Origin of the sequence: Roseovarius sp. (assembly GCF_030373445.1) — a bacterium.
Taxonomy (GTDB): domain Bacteria; phylum Pseudomonadota; class Alphaproteobacteria; order Rhodobacterales; family Rhodobacteraceae; genus Roseovarius.
Map to the genome: position 1 here is coordinate 384,910 of NZ_JAUCYU010000001.1, position 15,799 is coordinate 400,708.

The window sequence follows — 15,799 nt, forward strand, 5'->3', positions numbered from 1 at the left end:
CAGAGCCCCGGCAAAACCCTGCCGGCTGTCAGCATTCTGACACGAATCCCCTGTTATCTCCCGATCCCGACAGGCCAGATTTTCCCGGGCCGGGGCCTTGCCCCGGTCCCACGCGACAAAGCCACCAATGGAGAGAGCTATGGATGGAAATGACATGAAATCGACCGGCAAGTGCCCGGTCATGCACGGCGGGATGACCCATACGGGCGTCAGCGTCACGGATTGGTGGCCCAGTTCCCTCAACTTCGACATCCTGCACCAGCACGACACCAAGACCAACCCGATGGGCAAGGACTTCAACTACCGCGACGAGCTCAAGAAGCTCGACGTGCGTGCCCTGCGCAAGGACGTGGCCGACCTGATGACCGACAGCCAGGAATGGTGGCCGGCCGACTACGGCCATTACGGCGGGCTGATGATCCGCATGGCCTGGCACTCGGCCGGGTCCTACCGTCTCGCCGACGGCCGCGGCGGCGGCGGCGCCGGCAACCTGCGCTTCGCCCCCCTGAACTCCTGGCCCGACAACGGCAACCTCGACAAGGCCCGCCGCCTGCTGTGGCCGGTCAAGAAGAAATACGGCAACAAGGTCTCCTGGGCCGACCTGATCATCCTCGCCGGCACCATGGCCTATGAAACCATGGGCCTGAAGACCTTCGGCTTCGCCTTCGGCCGCGAGGACATCTGGCACCCCGAGAAAGACACCTACTGGGGCGCCGAGAAGGAATGGCTCGCCCCCTCCGACGAGCGTTACGACGATGTCGGCAAGCCCGACACCATGCAGAACCCGCTTGCCGCCGTGCAGATGGGCCTGATCTACGTGAACCCCGAAGGCGTCAACGGCCAGCCCGACCCGCTCAAGACGGCGGCCCAGGTCCGCGAAACCTTCGCCCGGATGGCCATGGATGACGAGGAAACCGCCGCGCTCACCGTCGGCGGCCACACCGTTGGCAAGTGCCACGGCGCGGGCGACGCGGCCACGCTGGGCGCCGAACCCGAAGGCGCCGATGTCGAGGCCCAGGGCTTCGGCTGGCTCAACCCCGCGCTCGGCGGCTCGGCCAACAAGGCCATCACCTCGGGCATCGAGGGCGCCTGGACGACCAACCCGACCGTGTTCGACGATGGCTACCTCAAGATGCTCTTCAACCACGAGTGGGAGCTCAAGAAGTCGCCCGCCGGCGCCAACCAGTGGGAACCGGTCGAGATCGCCGAAGAGGACAAGCCGGTCGACCCGACCGACCCCTCGGTCCGCCGCAACCCGATCATGACCGATGCCGACATGGCCATGAAGATGGACCCGACCTATCGCGCCATCTGCGAAAAGTTCATGTCCGATCCGGAATACTTCCGCGACACCTTCGCCCGGGCATGGTTCAAGCTGACCCACCGCGACATGGGCCCCAAGGCCTGCTACATCGGCCCCGACGTGCCGGCAGAAGACCTGATCTGGCAGGATCCGATCCCGGCCGGCCCGGTCAACTACGACATCGGCCACGTCAAGGCGAAGATCGCCGAAAGCGGCCTGTCGCTCTCCGACATGGTTTCGACGGCATGGGACAGCGCCCGCACCTATCGCGGTTCCGACAAGCGCGGCGGCGCCAACGGCGCGCGCATCCGGCTCGCCCCCCAGAAAGACTGGGAAGGCAACGAGCCAGAGCGCCTCGCCCGCGTCCTCTCGACCCTGCAGCCGATCGCGGACGAATTCGGCGCCTCGCTCGCCGACGTGATCGTGCTGGCCGGTAACGTGGGTGTCGAACAGGCGGCCAAGGCGGCGGGCTACACCGTCTCCGTGCCCTTCTCTCCGGGCCGCGGCGACGCCACCGCCGAGATGACCGATGCCGACAGCTTCGACGCGCTCGAACCGCTGGCCGACGGCTTCCGCAACTGGCTGAAGGCCGACTACTCGGTCAGCCCCGAGGAACTGCTGCTCGACCGCTCGCAGCTTCTCGGCCTCACCGCGCCGGAAATGACCGTCCTTCTCGGCGGCATGCGGGTCATGGGCACCAACCACGGCGGCAGCAAGCACGGCGTCTTCACCGACCGCGAAGGCGCGCTGACCACGGATTTCTTCGTCAACCTGACCGACATGGGCAACAAGTGGGTTGTCGTCGAGGGTGGCCCATACGAGATCCGCAACCGCCACACCGACGACCTGCTCTGGACGGCGACCCGCGTCGACCTCGTCTTCGGCTCGAACTCGATCCTGCGCTCCTACGCCGAGGTCTACGCCCAGGACGACAACGACGAGAAGTTCGTGCGCGACTTCATCGCCGCCTGGGTCAAGGTGATGGACGCCGACCGCTTCGACATCGCCTGATCCGTCACCGGATCGTCAGAAACAACAGGCGCGGCCGGGGAACCCCGGCCGCGTTTTTCGTTTGCCCGATGCAATCTTGGGATACCTGAGACCCATCCGTCCCGGCCCCCGCGCCGGGACCTCGCGCCACCAGAGGCCCCGGGTCAAGCCCGGGGCGGGCAGCCACACCCCGTGGGGTGGGTGCGAACCCACCTCGTACACCACCGCCACCATCGCGGCAGCCATTCCCGTAGGGTGGGTGCGAACCCACCTCCTCACACCGACGATACGCATACCCGCCCGGCGGTCACACCACCATCCGAAGGTCTTTTGCCGTCCACCCGGCCTCTCCGGCCAGGGCCTCGAAATCCTCGTGGTCCCCGTCCCTGGCCTGGACCAGGATGAAGCGGACCCGCTCTAGGAAATCCCGCTCCCGCCCCGGCTCGCACACGTCCACGGCACTCAACCTGTCGAATATCCCTCTCACCTCCGCCCACCTGCCGCGATCCAGAACCACGTCGACCTCCCGGATCAACGCCTCCAGCTCTCCCGCCTGCGCAAGCCTCGTCCCCTCGACGAATACAATCTCCTCGAGACTGTCCCCAAGTATCTCGAGGTCCTCATGAAAACAGCCAACGAGGCTTTTCAACCGCTCCATCCGTCCCGCCTTTCCCGTCAGAACCGCACCGGAACCAACTTTGCCCGCTCGCGTTACCCCTTCAACCCCCCGCCAAAGGAGCCACCCCATGCCCAACCCGAGCATCAAGGACGAAGACACGTACCAGGAACTCCGCGATCAGGGCTACTCCAAGGAAAAATCCGCCCGCATCGCCAACGCCCAGGCCAACGACAAGCAGAAACCCTCGAAGAAAGGCGGCAAGAACCCGCCCTACGAGGACTGGACCAAGGACGAGCTCTACGACAAGGCCCAGGAAATCGGCGTCGAGGGCCGCAGCGACATGACCAAGGACGAGCTTATTAAGGCCCTCCGCGGCTGACCCTCACCCGCGCCGGGGCCAGGGCCGGGGCGCGTCCGCGCCACCGCCCCCCGGTTTTATCTTTCTGGAAATACTCGATCTTTCGCCCGCCCAGTAGGGTGGGTGAAACCCACCACCGGGCCACCCGAAACCACCCGCCCCGGCCTCTCTACACCCGGGCGACAACCCCGGCTTTCATCTTTCCAAAAATACTCACTCGCGACGCCCGCCAAAAGCGCCACGCCCGACCCGTGGGGTGGGTGCAAACCCACCACCACCTACCCGATCCGCAGCGTGACCTTCCCCACCGCCTGCCCGCTCTCGAGCAAGCCATGCGCCTCCCCGGCCCGGTCCAGGTCGAACGTCTCGGCATGCTGAACCCGCAGCCTGCCATCGGCCACCAGCCCCAGCGCCTCCCGCACGATCCCCGCCTGCCGCCGCAGGGCCCCCTCCAGCCCCAGCCACATCGGCGTCAGCATCATCACGTTCAGGATATCGAGGTTCATGTTATAGGCGGCCACATCCGCATCATCCGGCGCCACCCCCATCAGCGTGACCACCCGGCCATAAGGCGCCATCGCCCCGTAGGTCCGCGTCATCACCTCTTCGCCCACGTTGTCCAGCGCCACGTTCACACCGCCCGACCAGTCCCGCGCGGCCGCCACGAAATCCGTCTCGCGGTAATTGATCGCCAGCTCCGCCCCCAACCCCTCGACAAGCTTCGCCTTCTCCGGCCCGCTCACCGTCGCCGCAACCTTCGCCCCGCGCAGCGCGGCCAGCTGCACCGCCATGTGCCCCGTGCCGCCCGCACCGGCATGGATCAGCACATGCTCGCCCTCGGCCAGCCTTGCCCGCTCATAAAGCGCTTCCGACCCGGTGATCGCCACCAGCGGCAGCGCGGCGGCGGTCAGGTCATCCACCCCCTCGGGCACCTTCGCCAACTGCCACTCCGGCACCACGGCGGCCTCCGCATAGGTCCCCGGCACGCCCCCGATCCCGCCATTGCAGAAACACACCCGGTCGCCCACGGCGAACTCCGTCACCTCCGGCCCGACCTCGGCCACAACGCCCATCCCGTCATGCCCCGGCACGAACGGCCCGGCGTCGATATACCCGCCCAGCTGCCGGAAAAACGTATCCGCCGGGTTCAGCGCCGCGGCCCTCAGCTCCACCAGCACATCCCGCGGCCCCCCGGGCCACGCCAGCGCCACGTCCTGCAATTTCATGACCTCCGGCCCGCCCTTGCCGGTGATGACGACAGCCTTGACCTTCATGACATTCACTCCGCCGGATGCGCGCCCGGCGGATGCTCGTTCGCCGGGTCGGGCCAGATCCCCTCGATCCGCACGTTGTTCCGCTCCAGCAGCGGCCGCATCTCGTCGAAGACCGGCTTGTAGCGGTAATACGGCACGCTCGGCGCCATGTGGTGGATCAGGTGGTAATTCTGGCCCTGCAACAACACATTGGCCCCGGGAAACAGCGAAACCCGCGTGTTCCGATACCGCCCCGTCTCCGAATGGTCATGATGCGGCGTCCAGGTGAAGAAGGTCAGCATAACCGTCTGCCCCACCCACCACGGCACGAACCACAGCAACAGCACCTCTTTCCAGTACCCGGCCACCACCGCCCCGATCAGCGCGGCACTGTAGATCGCGAAGGTCACGAAGGTATAGACCACCTCCCGCTCGGTACAGCCGAACCGCTTGCACTCCCGGTACTGCGCCACCGGGTTGAAATAGTTGATCAGCGCGGCGGGAAGCTTCACGAAGATCCACACCGGGAACGACCCCTTGGCATAAAGATCCGGATCGCTCGCCTCGTTCGTATGCGCATGATGCGCCATGTGCTGTCGCCGGTGCTGGTGATAGAACAGCCACAACGGCGCACAGGCCAGCGTCCCGGCCACCGTATCGACCCAGCGCAACCCCTTCCGGCGCGAGCTGATATTGGCATGCACCGCCTCGTGCGCCACCGTGTAGATCCCGTAGATAAACACGGTGTTCGCCACCATCCCGGCCCAAATCGGGATATGCCCGGCCAGCGTCAGCCACGTGGCGGCAATGGCAAAGGCGAACATCCCCGCCTCCAGCAACAAGGTCCGCCCGCCGAACTCCGGCGTGTGCTTGCGGGCAATCTCGAATTCCTCGCGTACGGTCGACATGCTCACCCTCCGATTGACGCGCCATCCTGCGTCCCCGGGGCCGCCTCCGCATTGATCGCGATCAAACCGCCCGCGCCGCGCGCCCGGTTCAGGTTATCCCAACCCCCGCCGCTCCTGTAAGGAAAAGTTTATTCACGCGCTCAAATAACGCAGGCAGGGTGGGTGCCAACCCACCACACGCCACCCCTCAAAACGGAATATCGTCCGCCCCGGTGACGAACTTGGCGACCACCTTCTTCACCCCCGCCTTCTCGAAATCGATCTCCAGCTTGTCGCCCTCGATCGCGATGATGGCCCCGTATCCGAACTTCTGGTGAAACACCCGCTCGCCCACCGTGTGGCTGCTCACCGCCTGCGCATCGATCACGCTCGCCTTCGATTCCCGCGGCTGGCTCAGCGGCCTCTGCCCGGCCCGCGCCTGCAACCTTCGCCAGCCGGGCGAGTTGTACCCGTCCGCCTCCGCCGCCCGCGTCTCGATCCCGCTGCCCCCCAGCCCGGCGGCGCCATAGCCCCCGCCATAAAGCCCCGGCGGCGTCAGTACGTCGACATGATCCTCCGGCAATTCGTCGATGAACCGCGACGGCATCTGGCTCTGCCACTGCCCATAGACCCGCCGGTTCCCGGCAAAGGAAATCGTGCACAACTCCTCGGCCCGCGTGATCCCCACATAGGCCAGCCGCCGCTCCTCCTCGACGCCCTTCAACCCGCTCTCGTCCATCGACCTTTGAGATGGAAACAGCCCGTCCTCCCAGCCCGGCAGGAACACGGCCGGAAACTCCAAACCCTTGGCGGCGTGCAGCGTCATGATCGACACCTTCTCGCCCTGCTCCTCGCTCTCGTTGTCCATGATGAGGCTGACATGCTCCAGGAACCCCTGCAGGTTCTCGAACCCCTCCAGCGCCTTCACCAGCTCCTTGAGGTTCTCCAGCCGCCCCGGCGCCTCCGGCGTCTTGTCGTTCTGCCACATCTCGGTATAGCCGCTCTCGTCCAGCACGACCTCGGCCAGCTCGATATGGCTCATGCTCGGGTCGCCCGCCATCCGGCCCCAGCGCCGCAAGCCCTCGATCAGTTTCGACAGCTCCGCCGCCCCCTTGCCGGAAATCCCCTTCTCCTCCAGCAGGATCGCCGCGCCCTCCACCAGCGACACGCCATTCTGCCGTGCCGTCACCTGGATCTTCTGCTGCGCCTTGTCGCCCAGCCCCCGCTTCGGCGTGTTCACCACCCGCTCGAAGGCCAGGTCATCCGCCGGGGAAACCACCAGCCGGAAATAGGCCATCGCATCGCGGATCTCCATCCGCTCGTAGAACCGCGGCCCCCCGATCACCCGGTAGGGCAACCCGATCGTCAGGAACCGGTCCTCGAACGCCCGCATCTGGTGGCTCGCCCGCACGAGAATCGCCATCTCATCGAGGGAAAACCCACGCATCCCCCGCGTCCCGCCCTGCATCGACTCGATCTCCTCGCCGATCCAGCGCGCCTCTTCCTCACCATCCCAGTGACCGATCAGCCGAACCTTCTCACCCTCGTCGACCTCGGTCCAAAGCTCCTTGCCAAGCCGCCCCTTGTTGCCGGAAATCACGCCCCCCGCGGCGGCCAGGATATGCGGCGTCGAGCGGTAATTCTGCTCCAGCCGCACCACGGTGGCACCGGGAAAATCCTTCTCGAAGCGCAGGATGTTGCCCACCTCGGCCCCGCGCCAGCCATAGATCGACTGGTCGTCATCGCCGACGCAGCAGATATTCTTGTGGCCCCCCGCCAACAGCCGCAGCCACAGGTACTGCGCCACGTTGGTATCCTGGTACTCGTCCACGAGAATATACCGGAACCACCGCTGGTACTGCTTCAGCACATCCTCGTGGGCCTGAAAGATCACCACCATGTGCAACAGCAGGTCGCCGAAATCGACCGCGTTCAGCTCGCGCAGCCGCTCCTGGTACTGCCGGTACAGCGCCACGCCCTTCCCGTCATAGGCCGAAGCCTCCCCGGCCGGCACCTTCTCCGGCGTCCACGCCCGGTTCTTCCAGTGGTCGATCACCCCGGCCAGCTGCCTTGCCGGCCAGCGCTTGTCATCGATCCCCGCCGCCTGCACCAGCTGCTTGAGCAGCCGCAGCTGGTCATCCGTATCGAGAATCGTGAAGTTCGACTTCAGGTCGACCAACTCGGCATGCCGCCGCAAAAGCTTCACGCAGATCGAGTGGAACGTGCCCAGCCACGGCATCCCCTCCACCGTCTCGCCCAGCAACCGGCCCACGCGCAGCTTCATCTCCCGCGCCGCCTTGTTGGTGAAGGTCACCGACAATATCTCGTTCGGCCGCGCCCGCCCGGTGTTCAACAGATGCACCAGCCGTGTCGTCAGCGCCTTGGTCTTCCCCGTCCCGGCGCCCGCCAGCATCAGCACCGGGCCATCCAGCGCCTCCACCGCTTCCCGCTGGGCAGGGTTCAGGTCATCCAGGTACGGCGCAGGCCGCGCCGCCATCGCCCGGGCGGCCAGCGAAGCGCCCTCGAAGGCGTCGGACTCGTCGAAACTGCTCATGACCTCAGAATAGCGTGCATTGCCACCAAGGGAAAGCCGATGTTCTCCAAGTGTTCCCCGCTCCGCCGATGATTTTTCCCGTCGCTGCACTAGCCCATAGAACAACCCAACGCCAACCTCTCCAACCCTCACTCCGCAACCGCTTCTTCTTGGCAACAATATCCAATCCTACGCCCACCAAATGCGCCACCCCGCCGGCATCCACCAACCTCCCGTTTTCCGCGCGGAAAACGGTATGGAAAATGCGCATTTTCCAGCCCCGGAATTTGCGCAAATTCCGCGCCACCCCACCTCTCCACCCGCGCCGGAAAATTCGAATTTTCCGACCCGGAATTTTCCAAAATCCCGCCCGCCCCCCGTTGCGCCCGACACAACATCTCGCATGTTGCGCCCGGAACGCCACATCAACCATCGCCCTCACAGCCCCCCGCACCGACGCGATACCGACAAGATACCGACGTCCCCTCCCCTTCAAAACAACGCCGTTAACCATGATTCGCGCCGCATCGCAGAATCCGCCGCCGTCACCATTCCCTCTTCCGCCCCCCGCCGCCGCTTGCTATCGCTCTCTCCCATGAGCCTCGACACCGCATATCCCGCCCTCTCCGACCTGCGCGCCCGCGCCCGCCGCCGCCTGCCGCATTTCGTCTGGGAATTCCTCGACAGCGGCACCGGAACCGAGGCCACGACCCGCCGCAACCGCACCGGCCTCGACGCGGTGCAGCTCATGCCCTCCATCCTCCATGGCGAGATCGAGTGCTCCACCGAAATCCCTTTCCTCGGAACCACTTACGGCCTCCCCGTCGGCATCTCACCGGTGGGCATGTCCGGCCTCGTCTGGCCCGATGCCGAACGCCACCTCGCCCGCGCCGCGGCCGCCGCGAACATCCCCTACGGCCTCTCCACCGTGGCCAGCCAGACCCCCGAGGATGTCCAACCGGTGCTGGGCGATCACGGCTGGTTCCAGATGTACCCGCCCCGCGACCCCGAGATCCGCACCGACATGCTCAAGCGGGCGAAAGCCGCCGGCTTCCGCACCCTTATCCTCACCGTCGACGTCCCCGTCGGCTCCCGCCGCGAACGCCAGGTCCGCTCCGGCCTGACCCAGCCGCCCCGCATCACCCCCCGCCTTCTGGCCCATATCGCCACCAGCCCCGCCTGGGCCCTCGGCATGGCCAAACGCGGTATGCCCCGGATGCGGATGATCGACGATTATGCCCCCAATACCAAGGGCTTGCCCTCGAACAAGCACGCGGGCTACCTGCTGCGCACCTCGCCTGACTGGGACTACCTGCGCTGGCTCCGCGATGCCTGGGATGGGCCTTTCCTCGTCAAGGGCGTGATGAACCCCGACGATGCCAAACGGCTCGAAAAGGAAGGCGCCGACGCGATCTGGATCTCGAACCACGCCGGCCGCCAGTTCGACGCGGCCCCGGCCACCATCGACGCGCTGCCCGCGATCCGCGCCGCCACCTCCCTGCCGATCATCTTCGACGGCGGCATCGAGGGCGGGCTCGACATCCTCCGCGCCATCGCGCTCGGGGCCGATTTCACCATGATGGGCCGCGGCTGGCACTACGCCCTCGCCGCCCTCGGGCCCGCCGGCCCCGGCCACCTCGCCCATATCCTCAAGGCCGATCTCGAAGCCAATATGGGCCAGCTCGGCATCCGCACCCTGACAGAGGTGCGCAACCGGGTAGTCCCCGCCACCCGCACCCCCCAAGGCACGCCCTATGGCGACCCGCCAACCCCCTGATATCGTGGCACTTCCCCGCCTCCAATCCGGGTAATCCCGCCTCCCCGATCGGGCAGAATCTCTCGCGAAAGGGTGAATCGGCCACCGCCGCCATTGCGCAAATCATTCACAAATCCTACAAGTTCCGCAGCAATGGCGCTGCACTGCGGCAATTCCGCGGTGTGACGCTTCAAGGACTGCATGTCAGGAGGGCGGGCCGGTGGCTGACTTCAAGAAAATCCTCATCGCCAACCGCGGCGAGATCGCCATTCGCGTCATGCGGGCGGCCAATGAAATGGGCAAGCGCACGGTCGCCGTCTTCGCCGAGGAAGACAAGCTCTCCCTCCACCGCTTCAAGGCCGACGAAGCCTATCGCATCGGCGAGGGAATGGGCCCGGTTCAGGCCTATCTCTCCATCGACGAGATCATCCGCGTCGCCAAGCTGTCGGGCGCCGACGCCATCCACCCGGGCTATGGCCTGCTGTCGGAAAACCCCGATTTCGTCGATGCCTGCGCCGCCAACGGCATCACCTTCATCGGCCCCCGCGCCGAGACCATGCGCGCTCTGGGCGACAAGGCCTCCGCCCGCCGCGTCGCGGTCGAGGCCGGCGTGCCCGTCATCCCCGCCACCGAGGTGCTGGGCGAGGACATGGACCTCATCCGCAAACAGGCCGACGAGATCGGCTACCCGATGATGCTCAAGGCCTCCTGGGGCGGCGGCGGCCGCGGCATGCGGCCCGTCACCAAGCCCGAAGAGCTTGAGGAAAAGGTGCTCGAAGGCCGCCGCGAGGCGCTCGCCGCCTTCGGCAACGGTGAGGGTTATCTCGAAAAGATGATCACCCGCGCCCGCCATGTCGAGGTGCAGATCCTCGGCGACAAGCACGGCCACATGTACCACCTGTTCGAGCGCGACTGCTCGGTCCAGCGCCGCAACCAGAAAGTCGTCGAACGCGCCCCCGCCCCCTATCTCACCGACCTCCAGCGCTCGGAAATCTGCGAGCTCGGCTACAAGATCTGCAAGCACGTCGATTACGAATGCGCCGGCACGGTCGAGTTCCTGATGGATATGGACACCAACCAGTTCTACTTCATCGAGGTGAACCCCCGCGTACAGGTCGAACACACCGTCACCGAAGAGGTGACCGGCATCGACATCGTGCAGGCCCAGATCATGATCGCCGAGGGCAAGACCCTGGCCGAGGCCACGCGCAAGAAGACGCAGGAAGACATCACCCTGAACGGCCACGCCCTTCAAACCCGGATCACCACCGAGGATCCGCTCAACAACTTCATCCCCGACTATGGCCGCATCACCGCCTATCGCTCGGCCACCGGCATGGGCATCCGTCTCGACGGCGGCACCGCCTATTCCGGCGGGGTCATCACCCGCTATTACGATTCGCTGCTCACCAAGGTCACGGCGCATGCCCAGACCCCCGAAGCCGCCATCGCAAGGATGGACCGTGCGTTGCGTGAATTCCGTATTAGGGGTGTGTCGACCAATATCGCCTTCGTCGAGAATCTGCTGAAGCACCCGACCTTCCTGTCGAACGAATACACCACCAAGTTCATCGACACGACACCGGAGCTTTTCCAGTTCGCCAAGCGGCGCGACCGGGGCACCAAGGTGCTGACCTACATCGCCGACATCACGGTGAACGGTCACCCGGAAACCCAGGGACGGGCCAAACCCAAGGCCGACGCGCCGGTGCCGAAAGCGCCGAAACTCGACGCCAAGGAACCGCCCGCCGGCACCAAGACCCTGCTCGAAGAGCAGGGCGCCAAGGCGGTCGCCGACTGGATGCTGGCGCAGGATCGCCTGCTGCTGACCGACACCACCATGCGTGACGGTCACCAATCGCTTCTGGCCACGCGGATGCGCTCGATCGACATGATCCGGGTGGCGCCCGCCTATGCCCATAACGTGCCGCAGCTCTTCTCGGTCGAATGCTGGGGCGGGGCGACCTTCGACGTGGCCTACCGCTTCCTGCAGGAATGCCCGTGGCAGCGCCTGCGCGAGTTGCGCGCCGCCATGCCCAACCTGCTGACCCAGATGCTGCTCCGCGCCTCCAACGGGGTGGGCTACACCAACTACCCCGACAACGTGGTGCAGGAATTCGTCCGGCAAGCCGCCGAAACCGGCGTCGACGTCTTCCGCGTCTTCGACAGCCTTAATTGGGTCGAGAACATGCGCGTCGCGATGGACGCCGTCATCGACACCGGCAAGATCTGCGAGGGCACGATCTGCTACACCGGCAACATCCTCGACCCCGACCGCGCCAAGTACGACCTCAAGTACTACGTCTCGATGGCGAAAGAGATGGAGAACGCCGGCGCCCACGTGCTGGGTCTCAAGGACATGGCGGGCCTCCTGAAACCCGCCGCCGCCCGTCAGCTCATCACCGCGCTGAAAAACGAGGTCTCGATCCCCATCCACTTCCACACCCATGACACCTCCGGCATCGCCGGCGGCACCATCCTCGCCGCCGCCAATGCCGGCGTCGATGCGGTCGATGCGGCGATGGATGCCTTCTCGGGCGGCACCTCCCAGCCCTGCCTCGGCTCCATCGTCGAGGCCATGGCCCATACCGAGCGCGACACCGGCCTCGACATCGCCCATGTAAGGGCTTTGTCGAACTACTGGGAACACGTCCGCGCCCAGTACGTGGCCTTCGAGGCCGGGCTTCAGGCCCCGGCATCGGAAGTCTACCTCCACGAAATGCCCGGCGGCCAGTTCACCAACCTCAAGGCCCAGGCCCGTTCGCTGGGGCTGGAAGAACGCTGGCACGAGGTCGCCCAGACCTATGCCGACGTGAACAAGATGTTCGGCGATATCGTCAAGGTCACGCCGTCCTCCAAGGTCGTCGGCGACATGGCCCTGATGATGGTCAGCCAGGGCCTCACCCGCGAGCAGGTCGAAGACCCCGACACCGACGTGGCCTTCCCCGATTCGGTCATCGACATGATGCGCGGCAATCTCGGCCAGCCCCCGGGCGGCTTCCCCGAAAAGATCGTCAACAAGGTCCTCAAGGGCGAGAAACCCAACACCGAACGCCCAGGCAAGCACCTCGAACCCGTCGATTTCGAGGAAACCCGCGACAAGCTGGTCAAGGAGCTGGAAGGCAAGTCCGTCGACAGCGAGGACCTCAACGGATACCTCATGTATCCCAAGGTCTTCCTCGATTACATGGGCCGCCACCGCACCTATGGCCCGGTCCGCACCCTGCCCACCAAGACCTTCTTCTACGGCATGGAACCGGGCGAGGAGATCAGCGTCGAGATCGACCCGGGCAAGACCATGGAAATCCTGCTCCAGGCCGTGGGCGAAACCAACGAAGACGGCGACGTGCGCGTCTTCTTCGAACTCAACGGCCAGCCCCGCGTCATCCGCGTGCCCAACCGCATGGTCAAGTCGCAGACCACCCAGCGCCCCAAGGCCGAGGCGGGCAACGCCAACCATGTCGGCGCACCGATGCCGGGCGTCGTGGCCTCAGTCTCGGTGCAGGTCGGCCAGAAGGTCAAGGATGGCGACCCGCTCCTGACCATCGAGGCGATGAAGATGGAAACCGGCATCTATGCCGAGCATGACGCGACGGTAAAGGCCATCCACGTCCAGCCCGGCAGCCAGATCGACGCCAAGGACCTGATGATCGAGCTGGAATAACCAAGCTCCGCTTGCACCTGCGCAGGGGCGCGCTACCCTCGGCCCGAAACCGAGACAGGAGACCGCGCCCTTGCCCCTCACCGCCACCCCCCTCTACGCCGGCCTCCTCGCCCTCCTGCTGGTCTTCCTCAGCTTCCGGGTCATCTTCTACCGCTTCTCCGCGCGCATCTCCCTCGGCGACGGCGAGGACAAGGCCCTCCAGAAACGCATCCGCGTGCAGGCCAACTGCGTCGAGTACGCGCCCTTCGGCGCCCTGCTCCTGCTGCTGGCCGAGCTTCAGGGCGCCCCTCTCTGGGCCCTGCACCTCCTCGGCCTCACCCTGCTCGCCGGCCGCCTCCTCCACGCCTACGGGCTGGGCGCCACGCCCCAGGTCCCGCGCCTGCGCCAGGCCGGCATGGTCCTCACCTTCACCATGTTCATGGCCACGGCCCTCGGCCTGATCGGCCACGCGCTCTTCTGAAGCCTGCCGCTTTCCGCCGAAAAATCCTGCACCCGGCTGCATTTTCCCCTTGCAGCGCCGCCCGAGTCTTTATATCTCACGCCTCACCCAAGGATGCGGGTGTAGCTCAGGGGTAGAGCGTTACCTTGCCAAGGTAAATGTCGTGAGTTCGAATCTCATCACCCGCTCCAATTCTTCTTCCCACAAATCAGACTAGCCCCACCGCGGCCCGTGTGCCGTGGGGTCGCTGCATTTCTCCCCACCTCCACCCTTGGCCTCTCCCCCCGCGATGATTAGCTTCACCGGGAACGGAGGCCCTCCCATGCAGAATTTCTCGCTCCTCGACCTCTCCCCCATCGCCGAGGGGAAAACCGCCGCCGACGCGCTGGCCGGAACGGTCGATCTCGCCCAGCACGCCGAGCGCTTCGGCTACCACCGCTACTGGCTGGCCGAGCATCACAACATGCCCGGCATCGCCAGCGCCGCCACCTCCCTCGTGATCGGCCACGTCGCCGCCGCCACCAGCACCATGCGCATCGGCGCGGGCGGCATCATGCTGCCCAACCACGCGCCGCTGGTGATCGCCGAGCAGTTCGGCACGCTCGCCACCCTCTATCCGGGCCGCATCGACCTCGGCCTCGGCCGCGCGCCGGGCACCGACATGGCCACCGCCCGGGCGCTCCGCCGTCACATGGCCCCCGAAGACAGCTTCCCGCAGGACGTACAGGAACTCATCGCCTATCTCGGCGACATGCCCGACGGCTCAGCGGTCCGCGCCATCCCCGGCACCGGCACCCATGTCCCGGTCTGGATCCTCGGCTCCAGCCTCTACGGCGCACAACTCGCGGCCTACCTGGGCCTGCCCTATGCCTTCGCCTCCCATTTCGCCCCCGCCATGCTGGAACAGGCGATCGAGACCTACCGCCAAACCTTCCGCCCCTCCGCGTTCCTCGACAAACCCCACGTGATGATGGCCGCTGGCGTCTGCGCCGCCGACACCGACGAGGAGGCGACCTTCCACCGCTCCTCGCAACTCCTCGCCTTCGCCCGCCTCAGAACCGGCAAGCCGGGCAAGCTGCCTTACCCGGTCGAGGACATCGAACAGGAAATCCCCGCCCCCGTCCTTGCCCAGGTACGCGAGGCGCTCGCCTGCTCCGCCACAGGCTCCCCCGACCGCGTGCGGCAACAGCTCGGCACCCTGGTCGACACCTTCCAGCCCGACGAGCTGATGATCACCGGCATGATCCACGATCACACCGCCCGCCTCCGCTCCTTCGAGATCGCCGCCGAGATCCTGACCGAGATGCGCAGCCAGGCCGCCGCCGCCTGACCTCCGCTGCCCGAACTCGCCCTTGGCCTGCGCCCCGCGCGCCCCTATAAGGGCGCGAAACCACTGACGGATTCAACGATGCGCACAAGCCAGATCACCCGGAAGACGGCGGAAACCGAGATCGACGTCACCGTCGATCTCGACGGCACCGGCCAGTATGACAACGAAACGGGCGTGGGCTTCTTCGACCACATGCTCGACCAGCTCGCGCGCCACTCGCTCATCGACATGAAGATCCGCTGCACCGGCGACCTGCATATCGATGACCACCACACCGTCGAGGACGTGGGAATTGCCCTCGGCCAGGCCCTGCGCGAGGCGGTGGGCGACAAGAAAGGCATCACCCGCTACGGCGCCTGCCTCCTGCCGATGGACGACGCCCTCGTGCGCGCCGCGCTCGACCTCTCGGGCCGGCCCTTCCTCGTCTGGAACGTCGACCTGCCCACGCCCAAGATCGGCACCTTCGACACGGAGCTCGTCCGCGAATTCTTCCAGGCACTCAGCACCCATGGCGGCATCACGCTGCATGTCGACGCGCTGCACGGCTTCAACAGTCACCACATCGCCGAGGCGGCCTTCAAGGCCGTCGCCCGTGCCCTGCGCGACGCGGTCGAGACCGACCCGCGCAAGGCCGACGCGATCCCCTCGACCAAGGGCGCGCTGTAGC

At 66.0% G+C, this 15,799-nt stretch carries 11 protein-coding genes and 1 tRNA gene; 8 read left to right on the top strand and 4 right to left on the bottom strand.

Annotated features, from left to right (window positions below; translation table 11 throughout):
* The first annotated feature begins 139 nt into the window (after window positions 1-139).
* Window positions 140-2,314: a catalase/peroxidase HPI gene (katG, locus tag QUV18_RS01705; protein WP_300891524.1), complete on the top strand. Its 2,175-nt coding sequence runs from the start codon at window positions 140-142 to the stop codon at window positions 2,312-2,314.
* Between the two features lie 286 nt (window positions 2,315-2,600).
* Here katG and QUV18_RS01710 read toward each other — a convergent pair whose 3' ends face one another.
* The gene (locus QUV18_RS01710; RefSeq protein ID WP_300891525.1) at window positions 2,601-2,951 is read right to left on the bottom strand and encodes a hypothetical protein; all 351 of its coding nucleotides are present in this window, start codon (window positions 2,949-2,951) and stop codon (window positions 2,601-2,603) included.
* A gap of 88 nt (window positions 2,952-3,039) precedes the next feature.
* Between QUV18_RS01710 and QUV18_RS01715 the strand changes: the two genes are divergently transcribed.
* Window positions 3,040-3,291, top strand: a complete 252-nt coding sequence (locus QUV18_RS01715) for a Rho termination factor N-terminal domain-containing protein (RefSeq protein WP_300891526.1) — start codon at window positions 3,040-3,042, stop codon at window positions 3,289-3,291.
* Between the two features lie 257 nt (window positions 3,292-3,548).
* On the opposite strand, the gene QUV18_RS01720 is transcribed toward QUV18_RS01715, so the two are convergent.
* The 3 genes from QUV18_RS01720 to QUV18_RS01730 form a co-directional block, all read right to left on the bottom strand.
* Window positions 3,549-4,544, bottom strand: coding sequence for a zinc-binding dehydrogenase (locus QUV18_RS01720; RefSeq protein WP_300891527.1), 996 nt, complete (start codon window positions 4,542-4,544; stop codon window positions 3,549-3,551).
* Between the two features lie 5 nt (window positions 4,545-4,549).
* Window positions 4,550-5,431: a fatty acid desaturase gene (locus tag QUV18_RS01725; protein WP_300891528.1), complete on the bottom strand. Its 882-nt coding sequence runs from the start codon at window positions 5,429-5,431 to the stop codon at window positions 4,550-4,552.
* A 187-nt stretch (window positions 5,432-5,618) separates the two neighbouring features.
* Window positions 5,619-7,964 (bottom strand): ATP-dependent helicase, encoded by a 2,346-nt coding sequence (locus tag QUV18_RS01730; protein WP_300891529.1) that lies wholly within the window; start codon window positions 7,962-7,964, stop codon window positions 5,619-5,621.
* Between the two features lie 574 nt (window positions 7,965-8,538).
* Here QUV18_RS01730 and QUV18_RS01735 point away from each other — a divergent pair.
* From QUV18_RS01735 to hisB, 6 genes are all read left to right on the top strand, one after another.
* Window positions 8,539-9,720, top strand: a complete 1,182-nt coding sequence (locus tag QUV18_RS01735; protein WP_300891530.1) for an alpha-hydroxy acid oxidase — start codon at window positions 8,539-8,541, stop codon at window positions 9,718-9,720.
* Window positions 9,721-9,919: 199 nt separating this feature from the next.
* A complete protein-coding gene (locus tag QUV18_RS01740) occupies window positions 9,920-13,363 on the top strand; it encodes a pyruvate carboxylase (RefSeq protein ID WP_300891531.1) in 3,444 nt (1,147 codons plus the stop codon).
* 70 nt (window positions 13,364-13,433) lie between these two features.
* Entirely contained in the window at window positions 13,434-13,823 is a 390-nt protein-coding gene (locus QUV18_RS01745) for an MAPEG family protein (RefSeq protein ID WP_300891533.1), read from the top strand.
* A 95-nt stretch (window positions 13,824-13,918) separates the two neighbouring features.
* Window positions 13,919-13,993: transfer RNA gene (locus QUV18_RS01750), tRNA-Gly, on the top strand.
* A 131-nt stretch (window positions 13,994-14,124) separates the two neighbouring features.
* Window positions 14,125-15,132: an LLM class flavin-dependent oxidoreductase gene (locus tag QUV18_RS01755; protein WP_300891535.1), complete on the top strand. Its 1,008-nt coding sequence runs from the start codon at window positions 14,125-14,127 to the stop codon at window positions 15,130-15,132.
* Window positions 15,133-15,210: 78 nt separating this feature from the next.
* Complete coding sequence (gene hisB / locus QUV18_RS01760) at window positions 15,211-15,798, top strand: imidazoleglycerol-phosphate dehydratase HisB (protein WP_300891537.1); 588 nt, start codon at window positions 15,211-15,213, stop codon at window positions 15,796-15,798.
* The last annotated feature ends 1 nt before the right edge of the window (window position 15,799 follow it).

Bases quoted from the DNA above. Each gene is read 5' to 3' on its own strand.
- katG (WP_300891524.1), top strand. From the start codon at position 140: ATGGATGGAAATGACATGAAATCGACCGGCAAGTGCCCGGTCATGCAC.
- QUV18_RS01710 (WP_300891525.1), bottom strand. From the start codon at position 2,951: ATGGAGCGGTTGAAAAGCCTCGTTGGCTGTTTTCATGAGGACCTCGAG.
- QUV18_RS01715 (WP_300891526.1), top strand. From the start codon at position 3,040: ATGCCCAACCCGAGCATCAAGGACGAAGACACGTACCAGGAACTCCGC.
- QUV18_RS01720 (WP_300891527.1), bottom strand. From the start codon at position 4,544: ATGAAGGTCAAGGCTGTCGTCATCACCGGCAAGGGCGGGCCGGAGGTC.
- QUV18_RS01725 (WP_300891528.1), bottom strand. From the start codon at position 5,431: ATGTCGACCGTACGCGAGGAATTCGAGATTGCCCGCAAGCACACGCCG.
- QUV18_RS01730 (WP_300891529.1), bottom strand. From the start codon at position 7,964: ATGAGCAGTTTCGACGAGTCCGACGCCTTCGAGGGCGCTTCGCTGGCC.
- QUV18_RS01735 (WP_300891530.1), top strand. From the start codon at position 8,539: ATGAGCCTCGACACCGCATATCCCGCCCTCTCCGACCTGCGCGCCCGC.
- QUV18_RS01755 (WP_300891535.1), top strand. From the start codon at position 14,125: ATGCAGAATTTCTCGCTCCTCGACCTCTCCCCCATCGCCGAGGGGAAA.
- hisB (WP_300891537.1), top strand. From the start codon at position 15,211: ATGCGCACAAGCCAGATCACCCGGAAGACGGCGGAAACCGAGATCGAC.